The 23,263-nt window shown below is 44.6% G+C and carries 20 protein-coding genes and 1 other annotated feature; of the genes, 11 read left to right on the forward strand and 9 right to left on the reverse strand.

Annotation, left to right across the window (positions count from 1 at the left end):
* Positions 1-173 precede the first annotated feature (173 nt).
* The gene (locus tag LC20001_RS12550) at positions 174-1,052 is read left to right on the forward strand and encodes a glycosyltransferase family 8 protein (protein ID WP_010010848.1); all 879 of its coding nucleotides are present in this window, start codon (positions 174-176) and stop codon (positions 1,050-1,052) included.
* A gap of 26 nt (positions 1,053-1,078) precedes the next feature.
* Here the strand turns inward: LC20001_RS12550 and yidA are convergent, their stop codons facing one another.
* The 3 genes from yidA to cls all read right to left on the reverse strand — a co-directional run bounded on the left by yidA (position 1,079) and on the right by cls (position 4,169).
* The gene (gene yidA, locus LC20001_RS12555; RefSeq protein ID WP_010010850.1) at positions 1,079-1,891 is read right to left on the reverse strand and encodes a sugar-phosphatase; all 813 of its coding nucleotides are present in this window, start codon (positions 1,889-1,891) and stop codon (positions 1,079-1,081) included.
* A 106-nt stretch (positions 1,892-1,997) separates the two neighbouring features.
* Positions 1,998-2,618, reverse strand: coding sequence for a histidine phosphatase family protein (locus LC20001_RS12560; protein WP_056943261.1), 621 nt, complete (start codon positions 2,616-2,618; stop codon positions 1,998-2,000).
* A 93-nt stretch (positions 2,619-2,711) separates the two neighbouring features.
* Positions 2,712-4,169, reverse strand: a complete 1,458-nt coding sequence (cls, locus tag LC20001_RS12565; protein ID WP_010010852.1) for a cardiolipin synthase — start codon at positions 4,167-4,169, stop codon at positions 2,712-2,714.
* A gap of 169 nt (positions 4,170-4,338) precedes the next feature.
* Between cls and LC20001_RS12570 the strand changes: the two genes are divergently transcribed.
* Positions 4,339-5,811, forward strand: a complete 1,473-nt coding sequence (locus LC20001_RS12570; RefSeq protein WP_010010854.1) for an MDR family MFS transporter — start codon at positions 4,339-4,341, stop codon at positions 5,809-5,811.
* Positions 5,811-6,329, forward strand: coding sequence for a DUF4811 domain-containing protein (locus LC20001_RS12575; RefSeq protein ID WP_010010856.1), 519 nt, complete (start codon positions 5,811-5,813; stop codon positions 6,327-6,329). Before LC20001_RS12570 ends, LC20001_RS12575 begins: the two co-directional genes overlap by 1 nt.
* A gap of 135 nt (positions 6,330-6,464) precedes the next feature.
* Here the strand turns inward: LC20001_RS12575 and LC20001_RS12580 are convergent, their stop codons facing one another.
* Both LC20001_RS12580 and LC20001_RS12585 read right to left on the reverse strand, forming a co-directional pair.
* Entirely contained in the window at positions 6,465-7,814 is a 1,350-nt protein-coding gene (locus LC20001_RS12580) for an IS4 family transposase (RefSeq protein WP_099267136.1), read from the reverse strand.
* Between the two features lie 157 nt (positions 7,815-7,971).
* Positions 7,972-8,292, reverse strand: coding sequence for a hypothetical protein (locus tag LC20001_RS12585; RefSeq protein WP_010010857.1), 321 nt, complete (start codon positions 8,290-8,292; stop codon positions 7,972-7,974).
* A gap of 164 nt (positions 8,293-8,456) precedes the next feature.
* Between LC20001_RS12585 and LC20001_RS12590 the strand changes: the two genes are divergently transcribed.
* From LC20001_RS12590 to LC20001_RS12600, 3 genes are all read left to right on the forward strand, one after another.
* Complete coding sequence (locus LC20001_RS12590) at positions 8,457-9,806, forward strand: TrkH family potassium uptake protein (RefSeq protein ID WP_029508013.1); 1,350 nt, start codon at positions 8,457-8,459, stop codon at positions 9,804-9,806.
* A gap of 27 nt (positions 9,807-9,833) precedes the next feature.
* A complete protein-coding gene (locus tag LC20001_RS12595) occupies positions 9,834-10,499 on the forward strand; it encodes a potassium channel family protein (RefSeq protein WP_010010859.1) in 666 nt (221 codons plus the stop codon).
* 110 nt (positions 10,500-10,609) lie between these two features.
* Positions 10,610-11,431 carry an alpha/beta hydrolase gene (locus LC20001_RS12600; protein ID WP_162253083.1) on the forward strand — a complete coding sequence of 274 codons (822 nt, stop codon included), beginning with the start codon at positions 10,610-10,612 and terminating at the stop codon, positions 11,429-11,431.
* Between the two features lie 70 nt (positions 11,432-11,501).
* Here LC20001_RS12600 and LC20001_RS12605 read toward each other — a convergent pair whose 3' ends face one another.
* The 4 genes from LC20001_RS12605 to LC20001_RS12620 all read right to left on the reverse strand — a co-directional run bounded on the left by LC20001_RS12605 (position 11,502) and on the right by LC20001_RS12620 (position 15,753).
* On the reverse strand, positions 11,502-11,711 hold the full coding sequence (locus LC20001_RS12605) for a DUF2187 family protein (protein ID WP_010010862.1): 210 nt from the start codon (positions 11,709-11,711) through the stop codon (positions 11,502-11,504).
* A 113-nt stretch (positions 11,712-11,824) separates the two neighbouring features.
* Positions 11,825-13,198, reverse strand: coding sequence for an IS701 family transposase (locus LC20001_RS12610; protein ID WP_145955958.1), 1,374 nt, complete (start codon positions 13,196-13,198; stop codon positions 11,825-11,827).
* A gap of 136 nt (positions 13,199-13,334) precedes the next feature.
* Positions 13,335-14,984: a peptide ABC transporter substrate-binding protein gene (locus LC20001_RS12615; RefSeq protein ID WP_056943295.1), complete on the reverse strand. Its 1,650-nt coding sequence runs from the start codon at positions 14,982-14,984 to the stop codon at positions 13,335-13,337.
* Between the two features lie 65 nt (positions 14,985-15,049).
* Positions 15,050-15,284: a binding site (T-box leader), on the reverse strand.
* Positions 15,285-15,387: 103 nt separating this feature from the next.
* Positions 15,388-15,753: a winged helix-turn-helix transcriptional regulator gene (locus LC20001_RS12620; RefSeq protein ID WP_010009140.1), complete on the reverse strand. Its 366-nt coding sequence runs from the start codon at positions 15,751-15,753 to the stop codon at positions 15,388-15,390.
* Positions 15,754-15,890: 137 nt separating this feature from the next.
* On the opposite strand from LC20001_RS12620, the gene LC20001_RS12625 reads away from it, so the two are divergent.
* From LC20001_RS12625 to eutC, 5 genes are all read left to right on the forward strand, one after another.
* The gene (locus tag LC20001_RS12625; protein ID WP_010009142.1) at positions 15,891-17,081 is read left to right on the forward strand and encodes an MFS transporter; all 1,191 of its coding nucleotides are present in this window, start codon (positions 15,891-15,893) and stop codon (positions 17,079-17,081) included.
* 148 nt (positions 17,082-17,229) lie between these two features.
* Entirely contained in the window at positions 17,230-17,709 is a 480-nt protein-coding gene (nrdI, locus tag LC20001_RS12630; RefSeq protein ID WP_010009144.1) for a class Ib ribonucleoside-diphosphate reductase assembly flavoprotein NrdI, read from the forward strand.
* Between the two features lie 204 nt (positions 17,710-17,913).
* The gene (locus tag LC20001_RS12635; RefSeq protein ID WP_010009146.1) at positions 17,914-20,667 is read left to right on the forward strand and encodes a cation-translocating P-type ATPase; all 2,754 of its coding nucleotides are present in this window, start codon (positions 17,914-17,916) and stop codon (positions 20,665-20,667) included.
* Positions 20,668-20,957: 290 nt separating this feature from the next.
* Positions 20,958-22,346 (forward strand): ethanolamine ammonia-lyase subunit EutB, encoded by a 1,389-nt coding sequence (locus tag LC20001_RS12640; RefSeq protein WP_010009148.1) that lies wholly within the window; start codon positions 20,958-20,960, stop codon positions 22,344-22,346.
* Positions 22,343-23,245: an ethanolamine ammonia-lyase subunit EutC gene (eutC, locus tag LC20001_RS12645; protein ID WP_010009149.1), complete on the forward strand. Its 903-nt coding sequence runs from the start codon at positions 22,343-22,345 to the stop codon at positions 23,243-23,245. Before LC20001_RS12640 ends, eutC begins: the two co-directional genes overlap by 4 nt.
* Positions 23,246-23,263: the final 18 nt, after the last annotated feature.

The raw sequence follows: 23,263 nt of genomic DNA on the forward strand, positions 1-23,263 counted from the left end.
TGCTTATGGTAAAAGCTGGCCAATATTCTAATTTCAGCATACGGGGTTCAACAGTTGACCCGCAATAAATATGCATACATTTCATAATTAGAAACGTATGCATATTATTTGTTTTTACATATAGCTGCTGGAATAATTAAAGTAATCATCCTACATGAAGGGAGGTCACACCCATGCCGGAATTGATTAAAATTGCTTCCACCGCCAATCATACGTTTGTGACACCTCTGATGACCTTATACGTCTCTATTTTAGAACATAATCCAGCGGTCGATTTCGAGTTTTTCATCATCGATGATGCACTACAACCAATCGATTATCGCTATTTAAATACCCTGTGCCAATACTATCCTAATTGCCGACGCATCAACTTTTTACGTGTTGATCCAGCTGGTTACGCCAGGGCCGCTACCAGTCACCGCATCATTCAATCCGCCTATTATCGTATTGACTTACCAGAAACTTTACGTAATCATGAACGACTGCTTTACCTTGATTGTGATATGATCTGTCGCGGTAAATTATTGCCATTATGGCACCAAAACCTGCACGGCCGCATTCTTGGTGCCGTAGAAGATGCCGGTTACGTTGAAGCGCGCTTAGATAAAATGCAGATCCCCCATCACGAAAAATGCTACTTCAATTCTGGTTTGATGTTGATTGATGTAGCACAATGGCGCCGGCATAAAGTTTCGCAACGAGTCAAAGCATTTATCGCTGCCCACGCCGATCAATTACGCTACCACGATCAAGATGCGTTAAATGCTATTTTAGCCGATCACTGGCTACGATTGCACCCGAAATATAATGCTCAATCACGCTTACTTTGGCGTGAGCAGCAACATCGTGAACCTGCTGAAGAACAACGCAACGAAGCCGCTCGCCAAGCACCAGTATTGCTCCATTATTCGGGTTACCGTAAACCCTGGAATGCTACTGACCATCATCCGGCAGCGGCGGCTTTCAACGCGTATCAGCCATTGGTCCAGCAATTAAAACTTAAAACTAGTGAACCAACACCATTTAAAATGAATAGCAGAACACAAAAATAAAGACTGCGATAACCGCAGTCTTTATTTTAGTTTAACGCTAATTTTTCAATTGCCTGTGCCACACCGTCATGATCATTATCCGTTGTAATATGCTGAGCTGCCGTCTTAATGCTGTCAATCGCATTCCCCATAGCCACACCGGTGCCAGCGTATTCGATCATGCTTAGATCGTTGCCCTGATCACCGATCGCCATCACATTAGCTGCCGTTAACCCCAATTGCTCAGCCAACTTAGCCAGCGCATTCCCTTTATTCACGTTCTTGCGCGTCACTTCTAGGAAAAATGGTGCGCTACGCATAAAGTTGAATCGTTGCGTAAACGGCGCAAACAACGTCTTTTGCGCTAAAGCTGCGGTGATCAACTCTGGCTGATCAATAAACATCCCTTTCGGCATCGGCACATCACGCATTTCCTCTGGCGTCCGGTAAGAGACAGGAATACCAACCAAACTAGATTCATAAATCGTATATTCGCCAATATCCCGATTAGCCGTATAAAGCCGCTCATTATTTTCAATTTGAAAATGTAGTTCTAAACGTCGTGCTAAGGCTTCTAATTCAATATAATCAGCGTAGTCCAACGCCTCTTCGGTCAACACATTGCCCGCCGTTGTCGCGACCGAAGCGCCATTGAAGGTGAGCACATACTCCGTTGCTTGATTATCCAAACCTAGCTGTTGCAAATAAGCTGTGACGCCGATCAACGGTCGACCAGTGCTTAAGACAACTTTGATTCCTTGCGCAGTTGCTGCCTTGATGGCTTTGATCGTTGCCGGTGCCAATTCGTTTTGTGAAGTCAGTAAAGTTTTATCAATATCGATGGCAATAATTTTTATCACGATTATGCTCCTATTCCGCATTTAAGGCCGAGGTTGTGACATAAGTCGTTTATGCCCAACTCTTTTTTTGCACTTCCGAACAATATAGTTAAAACGTGTTCACGGTCTACAGAAAGCTGGTCTCATTCCACATTTCCTTGGTAAAATGGCTACCGTCATTGCTACTTAACTGGGTCACACTAGTATTGTCCAGCACCCCGTGGCGCCGAATCTCACTTAGCGGCACACCCAACACACGTTGCAATAACGTCATCAGCAAAACCCCATGACTAGCGATCAGCACATTACCTTGAGGATTTTCCTGAAAAATTTGCAGTAACGCCCGCCGCCCGCGCTGCTCTAAGTCGGTATAACTTTCCGCATGCACAACCGTTGCATCAAAAAGCTCCGGCTGTTTGAAATAGTACTGGCATTGCTGCTCCTGCTGATGATCCGCTAAAACATCACCATCCCAATCACCTAAATTGATCTCGCGTAAGTCAGCTAAAATCGTTGTCGGTACCTGTGGCGCTTGGTTGACCGCCAAGACATTTTCTAGAGTTGCCTGCGCCCGCTGTAGCGGCGACGTATAAGCGTGGGTAAACTTAATATTCTGTAAAAAACGCCCGGCTCGCCGCGCACCAGCAATTCCGACCGTCGCCAATGGTGTATCAATACCGCTGCCGCAAAAACGGTGCTGCTGATTTAACGGCGTTACACCATGGCGGATGAAATAAAATTCAGTCACTCAGTCCACCTCCACAATAGTTATCATTGCTTAAATAGTATCATTGGGACTGCTAGGCTGCAAATACAAAAAAAGCCGTCATAGCGACGGCTTTTACAATATCGGCGACAACAACCGCGAAAAACGTTGTTTGATCGTCAGCCAATAAGATTGTTGCTCAATTTCTTTTTGCGTTAATAACCGACAATCAGCCATATCAGTGGTGAAGATCCGCGCAAGTTGCTTAGCCACTTTAATATCGTACATGAAAGCATTGACTTCAAAATTCAATTTATAGCTGCGGAAATCTTGATTGGCTGAACCAACACTGGAAATCTTACCGTCCATGACTGCCGTTTTGGCGTGCAGAAAGCCTTTTTCGTAAATGTAAATCTTCACACCGGCAGCAAATAAGATCTGGGCATAGTACTGGGTTGCCCGATAAATAAATGGATGATCTGGCATGTGCGGAATCATGATGCGCACATCGATTCCTGATTGCGCTGCGATTGTCAGTGCTGACAGCACACTTTCATCTGGTACCAGGTATGGTGACTGTAGCCAAATACTCTTCTTGGCCATTGAGATCATTTTAATGTAACCAGCCTTGATTTGTTCACGGTCCGAAGTTGGCCCCGAAGTGACGATCTGCAAGGCTGTGCTGGCATTTTTCGGTTGCAGCGGCTTAGGAAAATAATCCAATTGATAGCGCACATGTCGGTCAGCTTGGACCGAAACATTCCAATCCATGATGAAGCGCGTTTGTAGTGCTAAAACTGCGTTACCGATGATCCGTAAATGGGTATCGCGCCAGTAACCAAATTTAGGCATCCGCCCAAGATATTGATCACCGACGTTAAAGCCACCGGTATAGCCGATCTTACCATCGATCACCACAATTTTACGGTGACAGTGATAATTCAAGCGCGTTTTGGTGATTGAACTATGCGAAGTGATAAACGTCGCTGCTTGACCACCTAATTGTTCCAAACGACGGAACCATTTCTTGGTCGTACCGTGGGAACCGAACGCATCATACAACACGCGCACTTCTACACCTTGTGCAGCCTTTTCTTCCAATATACCTAACAGTTGCTGGCCAATCTGATCGCTGTAGATCGTGTAGTATTCAATATGTACACTGTGTTTAGCTCGGCGAATATCCTCAAATAATGCGGCAAACTTTTTATCGCCATCAGTAAAAATTTCGACCTGATTACGCTTAGTCAGCGGTGCATTATCAGTTTTCTCAAACAAGCGCACCATACTACTGGCATTGGCAGTCACTTTTTCCGACAATGGTGTTTTAAATTCAACATCGTCATGCTGCTGCATGGCGATCATTTCTTCCAAACCAGTTCGATCTTGATGTTCGATCGTGAATAATTTTTCACGACCCATTCCGCGACCTAAGAAAATATACAGTAAGAAGCCGACGATCGGTAATAACACCAAAACCAGTAGCCATGCCCAAGTTGAAGAAATATCACGATGTTGGCGAAAAACCGTTACGATCGCCAAAAACGCATTCAAAGTGACGACGACGTCCACAATGATTTGTACCCAACTCATCTAATCCATCCCTTCGTCGTTGTGTTTCGCTGTTCTTCATTATACGCTTCTTACGCTGAAAACCGAATCATTTACCCCAGGCTTAGCTTCACTCCCGGCAGCGCGCTTGCCCTAAAGTGCTATAATTAATAGTTATTAGATCGATTATTAAGATGAAAGGAAATCAAATATGGCACAGCAAAACTCCAGCCAACAAGTGGTGGATGCCAACGGTCAACCGTATAATCGGTTATTGTTAGTGGCAACCCTACTCGTTGGTACTTTTTCGACTTTTATTATGCAAACGATCCTCACCACTGCATTTCCAACTTTGATGCGGCATTTCAATATCACTGCCGACACCGTACAGTGGCTGACCACTGGCTTCATGTTGGTCATGGGGATCATGATCCCTGTCTCCGCGTGGTTACTTAGCCGCTTCAATTCTAAATATCTTTATTTAACCGCAATTGGTTTGTTTTGGATCGGTACTTTCGTTTGTTACATGGCCAATAGCTTCGGCGTCTTACTTGCCGGCCGTCTGATCGAAGCCATGGGTGTCGGTATTTCGGCACCAGTTTTTCAAACGATCATGTTATCGATTTTTCCACCGCAAAAACGCGGCACGGCCATGGGTTTAGCCGGTATTGTTATTGGTTTAGCCCCTGCTATCGGGCCGACATTATCTGGGTGGATCTTACTTAATTATTCATGGCGGATGTTATTTTTAGTTATCTTGCCGGTCAACGGCGCCGTTTTTATTCTGGCCTTATTCACCATGCACAAAGTTTTACCAACTGCAAAAACTGCCATTGATGTTTTGTCCGTCATTGTCTCAACGATTGGTTTTGGTAGTTTACTTTATGCCTTTTCTTCAGTTGGGTCTTCCAGCTGGGGTAACCCGAAAGTCTTGATTCCACTAGTTATCGGCTTGGTGTTCGTCGCCTTATTTGTTCAGCGACAACTACACATGGACAAACCATTACTGGAATTACGGGTCTTCGGTGTCAAAGCTTTCTCGCTATCCGCAATTTTAACCGCCGTCGCTTACATGGCAATGATGGGCGCTGAAATGGTTTTACCCTTATATATTCAGACGATCCGTGGCGAATCGGCTTTTCATTCTGGCTTGATTTTACTGCCGGGAGCGGTGATGATGGGGATCATGAGCCCGATCACTGGGCGGATTTTTGACCGTATTGGTGCCAAGCGCTTGTCGATCACCGGTATGATCCTATTAACAGTCGGTACCGCCTTTTTTGTGACGATGACCGCTAAAACACCAATTATCTACATTACCGTTTTATATACGATGCGGATGTTCGGGATCACCATGGTTACCATGCCGGTAACAACTACCGGGATGAATGCATTACCGTTAAATTTAATTGGTCATGGGACTGCCGTTAACAACACTACTCGCCAAGTCGCTGCTTCAATGGGGACAGCGATTCTGATCAGTGTTTTGACTAACGTCACTAACGCTCAATCACCAGCTAAATCCTTGTTAAAACAAGCGCCGTTAGCTTATCAGCAACATATGATCAATGCAACTTTGTCCGGCTATCATGCAGCTTTTGTCGTCTCCTTGCTTTTCTGTGCAGTCGGTTTAGTGCTCACCTTCATGTTACCCAATGCTAATCATCAAAAGGAGGCGCGCTAATGATCATTGTCATTTTGACGCTCGCTATTTTTGTTTTCAGCGGTAGTATGATTTTTATGCATCGTGGCTTGCGGCGCCAGCTAGTCAACGTCTTTAGTTTACTCGTGATCGTCGCCAGCATCGGCCTGATCATTGCCAACGACAATCACCACTTTGGCATGGAGAAAGTCAGCCATACACAAACGTACACGTTGCAAAGTAGTGTGGCGACCCCTGGTGTTCAGTTATTGCTTTACCACAAGCTAGGTACTGGCAACGAGCGAATCTATCTTTACCGAACGACGCATAGTACTAAGTTACTAAAAACTGCGACTCATAACAGTCAGGTAACTGTAAAACAGAATGCGCAACGCGCGCAACTCCAGCTACGTACAACGCGCTGGGTTTACCAGAATAAACTGATGACGGCACTTTTTGGTATTACCAACGAAAATCACCAATTAGCTAATCGTCACTATCAATTTAATTTATCGGCAACTTGGCACGTGATCAGTACGAACGCTGCACAAAACAAATAATAAAAATGGAGTTGAACATAAGTCATTTATGTCCAACTCCATTTTTTATACTCTCTTCTAAAGGTTGAAAGTATCAAATAGACCGTAACCATTGATGTCAAACGGTTATGGCACGATATATTACTAGTTTCCACTTCATTGAGCATTACCGAGTAGCCTGGCCAGGCTATTCGGTAATGCTTTTATAAATTCGTCAAAAATAATAGTTAATGTTTCAACCGCCATGTCGAGTTTTTCACCTAGACCAGTAATTGTTTGTATCAGCCAATTCAACGCACTTACTAACTTAATATCAGGCAACGGTCGTCCATAATCGAAGAATAAGTCACCCAGCGTCCTGTCGTCCGTATTTTCACGTTGCGCCAATGCAAGGACGTCATAGCTTAACATGACCATTGCTAGGTGACCGCAAAGTCCATCATAGCTTTGGACTTGAGTCTGATCAAATTGCAGGTATTGTTTAGCGACTTTAAAATAACATTCGATCTGCCAACGCCGACCGTACATCTGAATGATTGCTTCTGGTCTTAGGTCAGTCATTGTGGTCGCCAACACAAGATATTGATCAGCCTGGCCACGTTTGGTTACGAAGACTAACTTCATTGGGATTTTTTCGCCATCAACTTCAAATGTGACGATTGGACTGTATAGATAGCTATCCTTAATTGGCCATTTACTGCGCCGTAAGTTAGTGTATAAAGTCTTAATATCCATTTCTCGGCCACGATAACGAAAATAGACTTTTTTAGTTTTTTTCAACATACCAATCCCATGACAATGACGTTTTAGCAATGCCGCAAACATACGCGGTGATGCATACCAGCTATCGAATAAGACGTACTTGGCCTTGATGCCGGATTTGATTGCATCATCTACTAATTCTAAAGCGACATCGGTCATTTTACGGGTTGCCTGTGTACGTCGTTTCGCGGCCAGTGATCGTTGATCACTGGACTTAAGGTGCCCAAACCGATTTTTGGCGTGGCTTGATGACATCAAGGCAAAGTTCAGCGGTAAAAAAGTATTGCCGTCACTCCAGCCTAAAGTTAGTGTCCTAAAGCCTTTAAAATACTGCTGTTTGTCGTGGTCAAAAACACGAGCTAATAATTCAGTTTTGCGTGAAAATTCACGTTTAAACAATGAATCATCAATGATCAAGGCTTGTCGCCGTCTTGGATCGGTAAAATGTTGCACGTATTGGATCAAATGGATCGCTAATAGCTGAACCAGCCGTTGCCAATTAATATGTGGATCATTTAGACAATTGCGAACAGTTCGTTTTGAAAAATCGTTAGCCTTTTCTGCTCTAAAAATGGAGTAGCGATTAAAGATGGTGGTCAATAACCATTCAAATAAGCGTTCAGTTTTAATACCGCGCGATTTATGGATATTGACACGACGCAAAATAGCGGAGAGATGGACCAATTTTGAAAAATGAGCAAAAGAATGATGAATATCAGTGTCATTGTATTGTATAGTAGACATAGGCATGAAACTCCTCTGTATGGTTTTTGTTTAGACGCTTTAAGTATACAGATGTGAATGGTTTCATGTCTATTTTTGTAGCAAAAAAGTCCTAACAGATCAGGGCTTAAGTGGAAATATTAACTTTCAACCTTTAGCTCTCTTTTAATTATTCAATTTAAAATGATTTTAAGCCGAGCACTTCGCCCAACTTTTGCCCAGCGGCAACCCGGGTCTTTAATTGATCCATATCAAAAATAATGCCGGTGATCTCGTGATCCAAGAAATCAAAGCGTTCATAATAAATATATGGGGCTTCGTCGGCAGCGTGGAAAGCGTCACTGATTTGCGTAGTAAACTGCTTAGCCCAGTCATCATCCTGCAACTTAGCAAAATCCTTACGCGTAACGTACCCTTTTTCTTTGATCAACTTAACTGCCTGATCAACTAACGCCGAATCAATTTTTGCTACCTTTTCTGCTACATTTGCTGCTGCCATAATTTATCGCTTCCTATTTTATTACATTATACCCAGAATTGGGTGGCAAGCCCATTACTGTATACCTTTAGTATAGTTCTTTTTGCGGAGGATGTGGCTATCGTTGCTCGATTAATTATGGCATAATGAAGTCAATAACGATGAAACGCAAAGTAGGTGGCCTCATGCAAATACCCGGGAAAAAGCGGCGCGTGCCATTACCGCGAATTTTAACGCTTGGCTTTTTAGTCCTCATCTTAATTGGTGGACTATTATTAATGCTGCCGCTGGCAACTCGGTCTGGGCACACAACACCGTTTATCGACGCTATTTTTACGGCCACATCTGCGACTTGTATTACCGGTCTAACTACCGTTAACACCGCAGTGCATTGGTCTTTATTTGGTCAAAGTGTGATTTTAGCGCTGATCGAAATCGGTGGCTTGGGGTTCATGACATTCAGCGTTCTGCCTTTTGTCTTATTAAAACGACGGGTTGATCTGACCACGCGCTTATTGATCAAGGAATCATTGAATTTTGAAAAATTAGCCGACGTTAGTAGCGTGATGAAATACGTTATTGGCTTGTCGTTGGCGATTCAAAGCCTGGGTGCAGCCCTATTATTTATTGATTTTTATCCGCATTATGGTTTCAGTCGCGGATTATTCATGAGTATTTTCCATTCAGTATCAGCTTTTTGTAACGCTGGCTTTGATTTATTCGGCAATAGCTTAGAAAGCCGGCCTAACGATGTTTATCTGCTCTTAGTGATCAGTGCTTTAGTGATTGCCGGGGGACTGGGCTTTTTGGTTTGGCGCGATCTGCTGTTATTCAATCGACGGAAACGTTTGTCGCTGCACACTAAACTAGCGCTAAGTACCACTGGCGTTTTATTAGCCGGCGGCTTCGTCTTTTTCCTATTGACTGAAGATAACTTGGCCGTGCTAGCACCCCACGTTTCTACCGGCAATCGTTTGATCAATACTTTCTTTCTTGCGGTCACACCCCGCACCGCTGGGCTGACAACCATTCCTTACAGTGAAATCTCGATCGCTGGTATTTTGTTGACGATCGTCTTAATGTTCATCGGCGGAACACCTGGTTCTACGGCCGGTGGGATCAAAACCACCACGCTAGGATTACTGACCTTACAAACTTGGGCGGTGCTGTGCGGTAATCGCGATGTAGAATTTGGTCATCGCCGTTTTAGCGACCAAAATATTCTCCGTGCTTTAATGTTAGTTTTCATCAGTTTAACTTTAGTAATCGTAGCGGGGGTCATATTGACTGCTACAGAAACGATTCCCACGCGTTACGGCCTAGAATACGTGATCTTTGAGGTGATCTCAGCCTTTAGCACTGCCGGCATGACCATGGGCTTAACGCCGCATTTGACCGTGATCGGCAAATTGATCATTATGCTGTTAATGTTCCTCGGCCGGGTCGGTATTTACACCGTGATGTTTACCGTCCTCAACGCCAGTCATCCCCGAAAAGGGTATCGTTACCCAGCTGAAAATGTGATGCTCGGTTAATTTGCACGCAAAGGAGACCATGTAATAATGAAACAAAATTTTGCAGTGATCGGTTTGGGCCGTTTTGGTACTAGTATCTGTCGGGTGTTAGCCGCGGAACAACAAGAAGTCTTAGCTATCGATATTAATGAAGACCGCGTTAACGACTTAGCCGACGTCGCAACGGAAGCCATCGTTGCCGATGCCCAAGATGAAGAGACATTACGCTCACTGGAGATCGGTAAATTTGATCACGTGATCGTAGCAATCGGTAAAAACATTCAGGCTAATATTTTAGTTACACTGATCGTCAAAGAACTAGGCGTCCCCGATATCACCGCTAAAGCCGAAAACGATACTCATGCACGCGTTTTGGCACGAATCGGTGCTGACCAAGTGGTCCATCCTGAACGCGATATGGGCGCGCGCGTGGCCCACCATTTATTATCGCCAAACATCCTCAATTACTTAGCAATCAATGACGATGTCACCATGGCCGAAGTTAAGATCACCAGTTCCGCTTTTGTGGGCAAAAGTCTGACCGAACTGAATTTTCATCAGCGCTTCGGCTTAACCGTGATCGCCATTCAACACGGTGACAACGTGACTGTTTCACCAGCCGGTACTGACGTTGTGCAGTTGAACGATGAGATTTCTGTGGTCGGTCCGACCCGGGCCGTTGAAGACTTAAATGATCGGATGAGTTCCCGTTAAACGACACAATTAAGACACAACTTTTTCATTAAATTTTTCGTTAACTACTATATTAACTAGATTCTATAATGCTACAATAGGGCTCTAAAAAAGATCGAGGCGTGAATAATGTGCAGATAACGAAAAAATTAAAATTGATCTGGTTACTGCTACTGTTAGTTGCAGTCGTTGCCATACAACCGCAACACACCACGTCGGCGGTCCAACATTATCACCGACCGACCTTGTTGATTCATGGTCTCGCTGCTAGCAGCGCCACCTATGACCATTTTGTCGCCCGCGCTGAACGAACTGATCGTGGTCAATACGCGCTGACCGCCAGAATCACACCAAAAAATAAAGTTCATCTTTTAGGTCATTGGGATCCCAACGACCCTCATCCTTTGATCAAAGTCGTTTTTATCGACAATATGGCCTCGTGGCAGCGTAATGCAATGTGGCTGAATCACTTATTACACGTACTCAAAAACAAATATAACATTCGTTCTTTTGATGCGGTGGCTCATTCTCGGGGCAACTTAGACTTGTTAATGGCTTACGGCCAGCAGCATCTCTTGGAATTAAAACGCGCGGTACTTGTCTCAGTGCCGGCAAACGGTGCGCTGGGCCGCGGCGATGAACTAGGTGCTAATCGTATTTTAAAGGATGGTCAACCTAAATTAGAGCGTCCAGCTTACCATGATCTTGTCCAACTGCGACCCACCTTTCCACCTGGCGTTCATGTATTGAACATCATGGGTAATGATGGCAATGGCACGCACAGCGATGGCCGCGTCACCAACGTTTCTAGTCGTTCATTAAAACCTGCATTAGGCATGCGGCTAGCTTCCTACCATAACCTTGTCGTTCATGGTCGTTTTGCTACTCACCATACGATCATTCGTCGCAACGCCAAAGTACAGCGTGCTGCCATGAATTTCTTATGGCATTAGTTAAAGCACACCACACTAACCAAAAAAGAGCGGCACAACCATTGACTGGCTGTGCCGCTCTTTTTAACGTTTATTTAGCACTGACTAACTTCATTTTACCAAAGCTAATCACAGCTTTGTTCTGTAAGTCTTGGATATTCATGCTATCAGTTTTGGCATCGTAATCGGTAATATTAACTAACGCTGAATTTTCGTAAACTTTCTCGATCACACCGGAGAAGTCCGCTTCCATATTGCCGTTAGCCTTGCAACGTACAGTATTGCCTACTTGAATGTCCATCTCGATTCCTCCATCTCATGCAGCTGATAATATAGCGCATATATTACCGCGTCTATAGAAGGAATGCAAGCAAAATATATAGCAAATCACCAAGTTTTTACTTAAACAGCACTTTACAGCTTTTCACTGACCCCCGACCAACAAGAAGCCAACCACTGAATCACCACTTTGGCCGGTGTTGTTTTTAACCGCCTTTGCACTTGCCGCGCTAAACTAGCCAAAAACAGCGCCGCTTGAATTTGCCGACTTAACCAGAGTTTGCGTTCGCGCAAACTTTTGGTTGCCAAAAAAGCTAGTCTAGGCTGGGTCAATGGTAAAACGATCATCAAGGTGTACGCCGTATTCAATAAATGATGATCGGCTTCGATCTTGGCTACTGAACGCACGGCGTAATCACCGAAGTGCCAGAATGTTTTCATTTCATAAAAATAGGTCTCGATCGCCCAACGTTTTTGATAGTAGGCCAACGCTCGTAGCGCTGGCGCAGGGGCGCTGGTCTCCGGCGTCCGATAGGTGAGCTGGGTCGGATCAACGGCTAGGGTTTCGGTTGTGATCGCCGCTAATTCTTCGGGCGCGCTCGTCGCCATGAACAGACGACAAGTCGTCTTGCGTTGTACGCGGATCATGTAAACTGGCTGGGGCATCAAGCGTGTCAGACACCGCACTATACCGATCTGATCTCCGGCCGAACAAAGATTTAATGCAATATTTCCCAAATGGATCTGGTCACCATATTTCCGCGGCCGACCGCGCTTACCGGTGCGTTTGGGTAAGCCAAACATGGCGGTATCTTTACGCACATTGGCGATCATAGCTAGATTAGGTTGCGTCATGACCAGTTGGTTGATCTCAGCTTTGGGATACCAACTGTCACACAGTAGGAACACTTGTTGGTCGCTGGCGATCGATTTCAAAGTCGTCTTGATCATTTGCGCCGCTTGCTGGTATTTGGTCGCCTGTTCCGCCTGATAAAGGTGCGTGGCTAACGGCAAGAACGTATAAACTGGCTGGTCATCTTGGTCCCGCTGTGTTGGGATCATCAGACCTAAAGTAACGAAATCATGGGCATTGACGAGCCGCTTACCCGTATGTGCGGCGTGATCGAATAGATATTTGACGCCGGTAAATTTGTGGCCGAACTTGGGTTGGACCGTGTCATCCAGAACCAATAATAAGGGCAAGTCCTGACAAGTAGTGGGAATCAAGGTCAGTAAATACGTCAAGTTGCGCACTTCTAACTGTGGCAAGTGGTCACCGATCACTGCCAAAGCCCGATAAAACGTGTTCAAAGAATGCTTCGTCACCCGGCCCAGAAATTGTTCAAATAAGTGGCGGATCGAGTGGCGGTCACCGATCACTAACAACGCTAGACACAACCAAAAATAGTTAAGGCCCATTGGCTTAGACAAGCCAGCCGCTTTTAAATCAAAAAAATAGGCGTGGAGGGTGGTTAAAAGTGATGATTTTTGATAAAATGAGTTCAACACGAATCCTTCTTTCTGAGTGGTTTTTAGACGAACTCATTTTAGCAAAGAATAGGCATTCGTGCCTTTTTATATCCAAATTTTTTTAAAAAGCTGTAAAGTGCTGACTTAAAATTAAATACCGATTAAAACCGGCTGATTATTTAGCGACATAGGCCCACTTATAGTCATATGGCGCACCAGTTTGGTGGTAAACTACACCTTTGAAATTCTGGTTACGTAAATGTGTATCCGAAGCTTGGAATAATGGGGAAACGGCTTGATCGTTCATCAATTGTTTCTCGGCCGTAACAAAATCGTTATACCGTGCTTGTGGATCGTTAGCGTCGGTTGTATTGGCTTTATTGACCGCGTCAGCATAGGTCTTGTTATTATATTGACCGTAGTTATAAGCCGTTCCTGGTGTCTTCAATTGCATGAAGGTTGCTGGGTCCGGATAATCACCGATCCACCGTGCCAAAACGATATCATTACTGCCATCTTCCATTCGTGTCTGATAAGTTTTGTATGGCAAGCTGCTGACAGTGACTTTAGCACCTGGCAATTCCTGTTCGATCGCGCTTTGTACATAAGCGCCGACTTTCTTCATTGAATCAACGTCACTAGTTAATAACGTCAATTTAACGTGCTTTTTACCTAACTGCTTCAAACCTTGTTTCCATAATTGCTTAGCTTGCGTTTTATCAGTGGTAACGGCAGCTTTAGTGTACGTATCTTTTGTAAAGTCGACGTTAGTTTGTGGATTAGTGGCAAACTTAGCTGGTACGAAGCCTTCTGCTGCCACTGAACCATCACTTAAGACATTTTTAGTCAATTGTTTACGATTCATGACCAGAGAAATTGCTTTACGCACATTCGCATTCGCCGTGACCTTATGCTTAAAGTTAAAGTCTAAGTAACCGATCTGTGCTTGTTTATTGGCAACATAGGTTGGTTTTTTAGCTTCTTGCTTAGCCATTTCACCAGAAAGAATGGCATCATCCAAGTTATGATTCTGGAATAAATTCAAGGCAGTACTTGGTTCTTTAACGACTTGTACCGTTAATTTATTCAAATGTACATTGCTAGCGTCCCAATAATCTTTCGACTTAGCCAGCGTCCATTTGTTATTAGTACCGTTCCAACCTTTTAACTGGAATGGCCCATTATAAACGGCTTTGGCGGCTGTTGTCCCGTAACTGCTACCGTACTTCTTAACTGCTTTTTCATTTTCTGGGAAATAGGTCCCGAAGGCTAACAAATACTTAAAGTATGGTGTAGCCCGTGTTAAATTAACCGTAAGTTGATAGTCATTATCTGCTTTAACCCCTAATGTGTCGGGTGACTTTTTACCGTCCATGATCTCTTGTGCATTGACCACGTTATCAAAAATGTAGGAGTACCCCGCTTTGGTCTTCGGGTTGACCGTCCGCCGCCAAGAATAAACGAAATCTTTAGCAGTGACTGGGGTACCATCACTCCATTTAGCATCTTTACGCAACGTAAAGGTGTACGTTTTACCATCATTAGTTGGTGTCACCACGCTGGTTGCCAATCCCGGTACCACTTTCTGATCCTTACCAACTCGGTATAAGCCTTCCATACTGTTAGTCAAGGCATCAAAGCTGGCCAGATCCTGCGCCTTCGAAGGATCCAATGTGACTAGATCAGATGATTCCATGACATTGACATGCTGCTTACTATCTGCCGCCAACGTTGCCGCCTTAGTTGCACCAGCAAAACCAGTTAAACTACTACCTAGTGTCAAAGCTGTTGCTGCTACTGTAAATAATTTTAAGCGAAACTTCATACTATTTCCCCATTTCCTTATAACGATGAAAAAAAGCGCCCCGTAATTAGACTCTAGAAATCTAATTACGGGACGCTAAAAACGTGTTACCACCCTAATTTACCTATTTATCACTAAATAGACCTTATCACCTGCGGGCCAAAAGCCGACAGGTTAGCAAGATAATGGTTGCGCCCATTGCTGTTTTACTTCACAGCACCGCTCAGAAGGGATGTTCTGACTGTTAGTTGGGATCCCTCACACCAAATGGACCTCGCTGAACCAACTAAGCAGGCATACTGTCTTCGTCATCGCTTTAATTTATTTATCATCGTTATTTAATTTTTATTACGATAGTCTCATTTTTTAAAACTGTCAAGGGTAGGTTTATCTTTTTTATCGCAGTAATAAATTAATTTCTTTACTAGACTTCTACCTTATCCCACGCTAGCAATTCAACTGCCTCGCCTTTTTCCTGGCGGCGTTCGACGTTTTCTTCACCCCAAACACAAAGCTGATGAAGAATGCCTTCCAAGCTCTCACCATAATCGGTCAGACTATATTCCACTTTGGGCGGTACTTGCTGGTAAACTGTTCGGCAAACAATATTAGCTGTTTCTAGTTCACGCAATTGCTGAGTCAGCATTTTTTGCGTGATCTTTGGGATCGCCCGGCGTAATTCGCCCGTGCGCATTACGCCTTTACGTAAATGACACAAGATAATCGGTTTCCATTTACCACCAATGACTTCCATAGTTGCTTCAACGCCAATATTATAAGTTTTCGGCATAATGTACTCCTCTCGCTTTTGTGGTCCATAGGTACTTTTTAGTCCCTATGATACAAAACAGTGCGTAATTATTTTTTTAACCACTACACGTATAATGGCAAATTGTAGCACAAATTAAGATTGGAGTGTAGCAATAAATGAGAAAACAAATTGCCCCCACTTGGACTTTATTAGCCTTAGCCATCAGTGCTTTTGCCATTGGTTCCACTGAATTCATCAGCGTCGGTTTGATGCCCTTACTAGTAAAAAGTTTTGGCATCACCGTTAGCCAAGCCGGCTGGACCGTATCGATCTATGCATTAGGGATCACGATCGGCGCACCATTATTGACGTTATTGACTGGCCGTTTTGACCGCAAAACATTGATGCTGGGTATTATGACTTTATTCGTTGTTAGTAGTTTACTAGCCGCACTGGCGCCCACATTTGCGATTTTATTGGTGGCCCGCGTACTGGCCGCATTCGCTCACGGCTTGTTCATGTCAGTTGCTTCCGTCATTGCCGCTGACGTGGTCGCACCGGCTAAACGTGCTTCGGCCATCGCAGTGATGTTTACCAGCCTAACGGTTGCCACCGTTACTGGTGTTCCTTTGGGCACTTTTATTGGTCAAATTGCTTCGTGGCACATGTCATTTCTATTTATCAGCGCAATCGGGGTCATTGGTTTGATTGCTAACAGCTTATTGATCCCGCGCAATTTGCCGCGGCCTGGTAAAACTGATCCTCGTGGCTTACTGCGGATCTTGCTTAACCCGCAATTATTCGTAGCATTGCTGATCACCGCCTTAGGTTACGGCGGTACCTTTACCGTTTACACTTTCTTATCACCACTCCTGGAAGAAAAAATGGGTTGGTCAGCTGCAGCCGTCGTTGTCATTTTAGTCGTTTACGGTTTAATGGTCGCTGTGGGTAACACGTTGGGCGGCCGCTGGGCCAATTTGCAACCATTACAAGCACTACGTAAAATGTTTATCGGTTTGGCACTCACTTTAGTGGCTTTGTTAGCCACTAGTTCGATGCATTATTTAGGCTTGATCAACGTTTTAGTCATGGGCCTCTTCGCCTTCATGAACGTTCCCGGGCTCCAGCTATATATCGTCAAATTAGCCGAAACGTACACGCCGAATGACATCACTTTGGCTTCTTCACTAAATATTTCGGCGTTTAATATCGGCATCGCCCTCGGTTCATTAATTGGCGGCCAGGTCACCGCTAAGCTTGATCTGGGCATCACACCACTATTTGGCGCCGTTATGGTCGGTGTTAGCATTATCTTAGTCGGTTGGTTACTACGGCAAGCTGCATCAGTCGCCGATTGCACTAAATAGAGTATATTAGCACTGCGATGATACAACATTTTGTGATATGATAGGATGTACGTTAAAAAACGACTCGCATGGCTAGGTTTAAATTAATTAGACTAGCAACTCATTTAAGCCTCAGTTACCCTATCACGTTGCAAAAGGAGTGGCCCCGATGCCCGAACCAATCAGAATTTTGTACATTTCGATCTCCGGCAACACCCGCGCGTTTGTGGAAGATCTGCAAGAATACGCCGAACAGCAGCACAAAACCGCGACGGATCAGCCCTTGATCACGTTGAAAGAAATCTCGGAAGCCAGTCCGCTGGCAGATGAAACGGCACCCTATTTCGCCTTTGTCCCTACTTACTTGGATGGCGGCAACGGTATTGACAACGGCGTTAAAGAGCTGCTGACCAATGTACTCGGTGAGTATATTGGTTACAACGCTAATCGCCAATTTTGTCTTGGCGTTGTCGGTTCTGGTAACCGTAATTTCAACGAGCAATATTGTCTAACTGCAAAACGTTACGCTCGTGACTTCGGTTTTCCCGTGATCGGTGATTACGAATTACGCGGCACACCGACTGACGTTAAGCGCATTTACGCCACCTTGCAGCAGATTGCGACGCAACAAGAATATCATTTAAAGTAAACTATGGAGCTGTGGCATAAGTAATTATGTTACAGCTCTTTTTTATTTTTCCAAACGACATAGTCGAAAACTGTTCAAACCTAACCCCCTTATACCACACCCATAGTTGTCTTTTATCCTATTAGGCCTATAATGACGTTGAAAGTAGCTATTTCAAAAAAGCGTTTTATTATCGAAACAATACGTTAAGGGAGTGATGTGCTGATGGGGCAACAAAAAATTAAAGCAGCTGGCGAATACGCTAACGTACCAATAGAACAAGTTTATCAACAGTTCAAAACAAGTGCTGCCGGATTAAGTAATCAAGAAGCAGCAAAGCGATTGACCACTTATGGGCAGAATACGATTCAACGAGGCCAACGCCAATCGCAATTTAAGTTGTTCATCAAAAATTTCACCAGCTTAATGGCAATTCTTTTATGGGTCAGTGGGATCATTGCTTTATTTGCCGGTATGTTGGAATTAGCGATCGCTATTTGGGCGGTCAATTTGATCAATGGTATTTTCAGTTTTTGGCAGGAGCACGCGGCTCAAAAAGCCACTGATTCCTTACGGCAAATGTTGCCCGCGTACACACAAGTCTTACGCGATGGCCAGCAACAGCGGCTGGATGCGGTAGATCTAGTACCAGGCGATATTTTCACGATTCAAGCGGGCAATAGCGTCTGCGCCGATGCTCGCTTGATCTCCGCCACTGGCTTACAAGTCGATGAATCAGCATTGACTGGCGAATCTGTACCGGAGTCAAAAACAGTAGCTTACCATCCCGGCGATGGTAAATTTGCCGAAACCAATATTGTTTATGCCGGTACAATGGCTGCTAGTGGTAACGCCCAGGCGATTGCGCTAAATACCGGTATGACCACTGAATTTGGTCAAATCGCTCAGTTAACCCAAAACCAGCGTGATAACGTTAGTCCTTTGCAAAAAGAACTGAATCATTTGACCCAGCAGATTTCGTTGCTAGCTATTTTGATCGGTGTGTTATTCTTTCTTTTAGCGATCTTCTTCGTTCACTACCCGATCGCGAAGTCGTTTATCTTTGCTTTAGGTATGATCGTTGCCTTTATTCCTGAAGGGTTATTGCCAACCGTGACGTTGTCACTGGCGCAAGGGGTTCAACGGATGGCTAAAAAGCACGCCTTAGTCAAGGATTTGTCCAGTGTAGAAACTTTAGGTGAAACTACGGTGATCTGTTCCGATAAAACTGGGACACTGACCCAAAATCAAATGACCGTTAACCATATTTGGTTGCTAAGTGGCGAATATGAGGTTACCGGACAAGGTTACGTCAACAACGGTCAAATCAATATTGGCCAACAAGCTTACACATTTGGCCAGCTGCACGATCTCGATCTATTGTTGCAAATTAGTGTACTGAACAACAACACCACCGTTAAAGCACCGGAAAATAGTGGTCAACAGGCTAAAATTCTGGGTACACCAACCGAAGCAGCACTCATTATTTTAGCTGAAAAGGCACAGCTTGATCGACCAGCTTTACAAGCTAAACTACCGCGGCAACAGGAATTCCCATTTGATTCTGAACGGAAACGGATGACCACGATTCAAACTGTCGATCAACAACCAGTGGCTTACGTTAAAGGTGCTTTAGATGGTTTATTGGCGATCAGCACTACGATTTTAGACAACGGTCAAGTACGGCCGCTCACTGATCAAGATCGCCAGCAAATTTTAGCGGCTGATAAGCGTTATGCGGCCGCCGGTTTACGCTCTTTAGCGATGGCTTATCGGCAGCTGCAGCCACAAACAACGTGGGTTCAGGCTGATGTTGAACAGCAGTTGACTTTTGTTGGCTTGACGATCATGGCTGATCCACCGCGGCCGGAAATCTATGCCGCCGTCGCTAAATGTCACGCCGCCAATATTCGAATCATTATGGTCACTGGCGATAGTGCCTTGACCGCCAAAAGCATTGCCTGCAAAATCGGTATTACTAGCGATCAGGCCCGTGTAGTCACTGGTGATGAACTAACCAATATGACTGACGCTGACTTAAAAGCAGCTTTAAGTGATGAGCTGATTTTTGCCCGTGTCGCCCCAGAACAAAAGTATCGCGTTGTCACCATGCTGCAAAGTATGGGCGAGATCGTTGCTTCCACCGGTGATGGTGTCAATGACGCGCCTGCCCTGAAAAAAGCGGATATCGGCGTGGCCATGGGGATGACTGGCACCGACGTCGCCAAAGACGCTGCTGACATGATTTTAACCGATGATAATTTTGCCTCGATCGTCGCGGCAATCGAAGAAGGCCGAACTGTTTACAGCAATATCCAGAAATTTTTGCTGTACATCCTTAACAGTAACCTACCGGAGGCTGCCCCTTCAGTCGTTTTCCTATTTAGCCGCGGTTTAGTACCGCTACCGTTAACCGTTATGCAGATCTTGACCGTTGACCTCGGTACTGACATGTTGCCCGCATTAGGTTTAGGAGCAGAAAAAAGTGAACCCGGAATTATGGCACAACCGCCACGGTCCCATAACGCGCATCTGCTTAATCGGCGGATTCTTTTAAAAGCATTTGGTTGGTATGGGTTGATTGCGGCTATCCTCTCAACGATTGGTTACTTCTTGACGAACCGCGTCAACGGTTGGACAATGGCTAATTTAGCCACTGGTGGATTTGATTATCGTCAAGCCACCACAATGACACTGGCAACGATCATCTTTTGCCAAATCGCTGCAGCATTAAATTGCCGGACCCAGCGCTCATCCATTTTCCGCATTGGGATCTTCAGTAACCGTAAAATTATCGGAGGGATCATTGTCGAAGTACTACTATTACTGGCGCTAATGTACCTACCCGAACTGCAGATCATCTTCAATACCGCCCCATTACGCGGTGGCGAGTGGCTATATCTATTAGCCATTCCGATTCCACTATTGTTGATCGAAGAAGCACGGAAGTATTGGTTGCGGCGGCGTAGCACACATTAATTAGACATTAAGAAGCGAGAGCAAAATTACTGCTGCTCTCGCTTTTTTTGTCCGTAAATTTAAAAAGTAAACGTACAAGTGCCGTTCAAGCGTTATGTCTTCTTACATTGAATTACTATTTTTACAAAAAAATTTAAGTATTTCAACCTTGGTTTACCGGCTATTTTATATATTTAAACAAATAATAGTAGCTAACATTCTCATGAAAAAGCTTTATTATCAGTGAACTTAGTGATAAAGTAACTTCATGTTATAAAAAGTAACACATATTTCATAAACGGGGTGTGCTTATGCAATTGAATACCAAACTCAATCAAAAAGTTTATCAGTTTACTTCAGTCAAGGAAGTACTCGCCAAAGCAAATGAAGAAAAATCCGGTGATCAGTTAGCTGGCCTTGCTGCTAGTAGCCAGCAAGAACGAATTGCAGCCAAATTTGTATTAAGCAATCTGACGCTAAATGATTTGTTCAATTATCCAGTGATCGATTACGCAGAAGATGAAGTCACCCGTACGATCATCGACCAAGTTGATTTAACCATTTTCGACAAAATTAAATATTGGACAGTTGCGGAGCTGCGCGAATGGTTATTAGCCAGCCAAACAACTGGGGCAGCTATTCAAAAATTAACTCCAGGACTGACCGCAGAAATGATTGCCGCTGTGTGTAAACTAATGTCCAACTTAGATCTGATCACCGCCGCCAAGAAAATAACCATTGAAAAAACCGCCAACACAACGATCGGCCGCTCAGGAACTTTTTCTGCTCGACTACAACCCAATCATCCCATTGACGATTGGTCGGGTATTTTGGCTAGTACAATGGAGGGCTTGAGTATGGGAAATGGTGATGCAGTGATTGGTATCAATCCGGTGATCGATGAACCAACTCACGTGGCAAGCTTGATCAGAAAACTAGAACAGTTTCGTCTGTGCTACCAAATTCCAACGCAAATTTGTGTGTTAGCTCACATCACCACCCAAATGGCCGCCATCAAACAAGGCGCCAACGCTGGCTTATTATTTCAATCGATTGCCGGCTCAGAAAAAGCCAATACTGCCTTTGGCATCAATCGGCAGTTATTGCTAGATGCCAAAACACTAGCTATCAGCGAAAATTGTGTCAGCGGTCCCAACGTGATGTACTTCGAAACCGGTCAAGGCTCAGAATTATCTGCCGAAGCTAACTTTGGTGCTGATCAAGTGACCATGGAGGCTCGCTGTTACGGCTTTGCTAAAGGCTTTGATTCTTTTCTAGTCAACACAGTTGTTGGTTTTATCGGCCCTGAATACTTATACGACGGAAAACAAGTGATCCGCGCCGGTTTGGAAGACCATTTTATGGGTAAGCTCACTGGATTATCGATGGGCTGCGATGCTTGCTACACCAACCATATGCAAGCTGATCAAAATGACATCGAGAACTTGACCATGTTGCTGGCCACCGCTGGCTGCAACTACATCATGGGTGTGCCCCAAGCCGATGACATTATGCTGAATTATCAAAGCACTGGGTTCCAGGAAACAGCGACGATCCGCGACCTGCTTAATTTGACACCTACCGCTGAATTTACCCAGTGGCTAGAAAAAATGGGCTTCTGGCAAGATGGTCATTTGACATCACTAGCCGGCGATGCTAGTGCTTTTACCGCTATTTCACGAAAGGAAGTTTTACTATGATGCAATTTGATGAAGAAGCCGATCTACAAATCATGTCTCCAGCGCAATTTAAGCGCAACCCCCATTGTCGCCGTGTTAGTCCAATTGATCCAATCCCCTTGGTCGATTCTTACCAACAAAAACAGCACCAACAAATTTTACTCACGCCAATCAATCGTCAAAAGTTATTAGAAATGAAAATAGCTACACCGGCTAGAATTGGTCTTGGTCGTTGCGGCACGCGCTATTTAACCCAACCACGATTGAAATTTTTAGCCGATCACGCCGCTGCACGCGATGCAGTTTTAACCGAGGTCACGCCTAAATTTATTCAACAACTTGGCTTGATCACCGCAAAAACGACTTGTCAAAACAAACAAGACTATCTTAAAAATCCGCCTAAAGGGCGCCAATTCACTGCGACTGCATTACAACAGTTAACCAGCCAATTACCTCAATACGCTACTATTCAGCTTATTATCGGCGATGGCCTGAGTTCTGCCGCAATCACAAGCAATCTTGGTCAACTATTGCCGCTGTTACAACACACGTTTAAAAAGGCTGGCACCCCAATCGATCGTGACCACATTCCTTTCATCAAATACGCTCGGGTAGCCGCAATGGATGCCATTGGCGCCACCACCAAAGCCGATGTAGTTTGTATGTTGATCGGTGAGCGCCCTGGTTTAGTTAGCGCTAATTCTTTGAGTGCATATATCGCCTATCGCCCAGAAGTCGGCATGCCCGAAGCCCGCCGCACCGTCATTTCTAACATTCACGCTGGTGGTACCACCGTTCAAAAAGCTGCCCAGCAAATCAACGCTGCTTGCCAAGCTATGCTGCGGTACCACTTATCTGGCGTTGCGTTGAAACAAAAGTTAGCCTCTAGCACAAAGACATCACAAAGAATAGCCAATTAAAATCACATTACCAAATGC

It is taken from the genome of Loigolactobacillus coryniformis subsp. coryniformis KCTC 3167 = DSM 20001 (genome assembly GCF_002706425.1).
In the GTDB taxonomy this organism is placed as follows: domain Bacteria; phylum Bacillota; class Bacilli; order Lactobacillales; family Lactobacillaceae; genus Loigolactobacillus; species Loigolactobacillus coryniformis.

Excerpts from the sequence above, each read along its gene's own strand:
- LC20001_RS12550 (WP_010010848.1), top strand. The coding sequence starts at position 174 with ATGCCGGAATTGATTAAAATTGCTTCCACCGCCAATCATACGTTTGTG.
- cls (WP_010010852.1), bottom strand. The coding sequence starts at position 4,169 with ATGAGTTGGGTACAAATCATTGTGGACGTCGTCGTCACTTTGAATGCG.
- LC20001_RS12570 (WP_010010854.1), top strand. The coding sequence starts at position 4,339 with ATGGCACAGCAAAACTCCAGCCAACAAGTGGTGGATGCCAACGGTCAA.
- LC20001_RS12575 (WP_010010856.1), top strand. The coding sequence starts at position 5,811 with ATGATCATTGTCATTTTGACGCTCGCTATTTTTGTTTTCAGCGGTAGT.
- LC20001_RS12580 (WP_099267136.1), bottom strand. The coding sequence starts at position 7,814 with ATGTCTACTATACAATACAATGACACTGATATTCATCATTCTTTTGCT.
- LC20001_RS12585 (WP_010010857.1), bottom strand. The coding sequence starts at position 8,292 with ATGGCAGCAGCAAATGTAGCAGAAAAGGTAGCAAAAATTGATTCGGCG.
- LC20001_RS12590 (WP_029508013.1), top strand. The coding sequence starts at position 8,457 with ATGCAAATACCCGGGAAAAAGCGGCGCGTGCCATTACCGCGAATTTTA.
- LC20001_RS12595 (WP_010010859.1), top strand. The coding sequence starts at position 9,834 with ATGAAACAAAATTTTGCAGTGATCGGTTTGGGCCGTTTTGGTACTAGT.
- LC20001_RS12605 (WP_010010862.1), bottom strand. The coding sequence starts at position 11,711 with ATGGACATTCAAGTAGGCAATACTGTACGTTGCAAGGCTAACGGCAAT.
- LC20001_RS12615 (WP_056943295.1), bottom strand. The coding sequence starts at position 14,984 with ATGAAGTTTCGCTTAAAATTATTTACAGTAGCAGCAACAGCTTTGACA.
- LC20001_RS12620 (WP_010009140.1), bottom strand. The coding sequence starts at position 15,753 with ATGCCGAAAACTTATAATATTGGCGTTGAAGCAACTATGGAAGTCATT.
- LC20001_RS12625 (WP_010009142.1), top strand. The coding sequence starts at position 15,891 with ATGAGAAAACAAATTGCCCCCACTTGGACTTTATTAGCCTTAGCCATC.
- nrdI (WP_010009144.1), top strand. The coding sequence starts at position 17,230 with ATGCCCGAACCAATCAGAATTTTGTACATTTCGATCTCCGGCAACACC.
- LC20001_RS12635 (WP_010009146.1), top strand. The coding sequence starts at position 17,914 with ATGGGGCAACAAAAAATTAAAGCAGCTGGCGAATACGCTAACGTACCA.
- LC20001_RS12640 (WP_010009148.1), top strand. The coding sequence starts at position 20,958 with ATGCAATTGAATACCAAACTCAATCAAAAAGTTTATCAGTTTACTTCA.
- eutC (WP_010009149.1), top strand. The coding sequence starts at position 22,343 with ATGATGCAATTTGATGAAGAAGCCGATCTACAAATCATGTCTCCAGCG.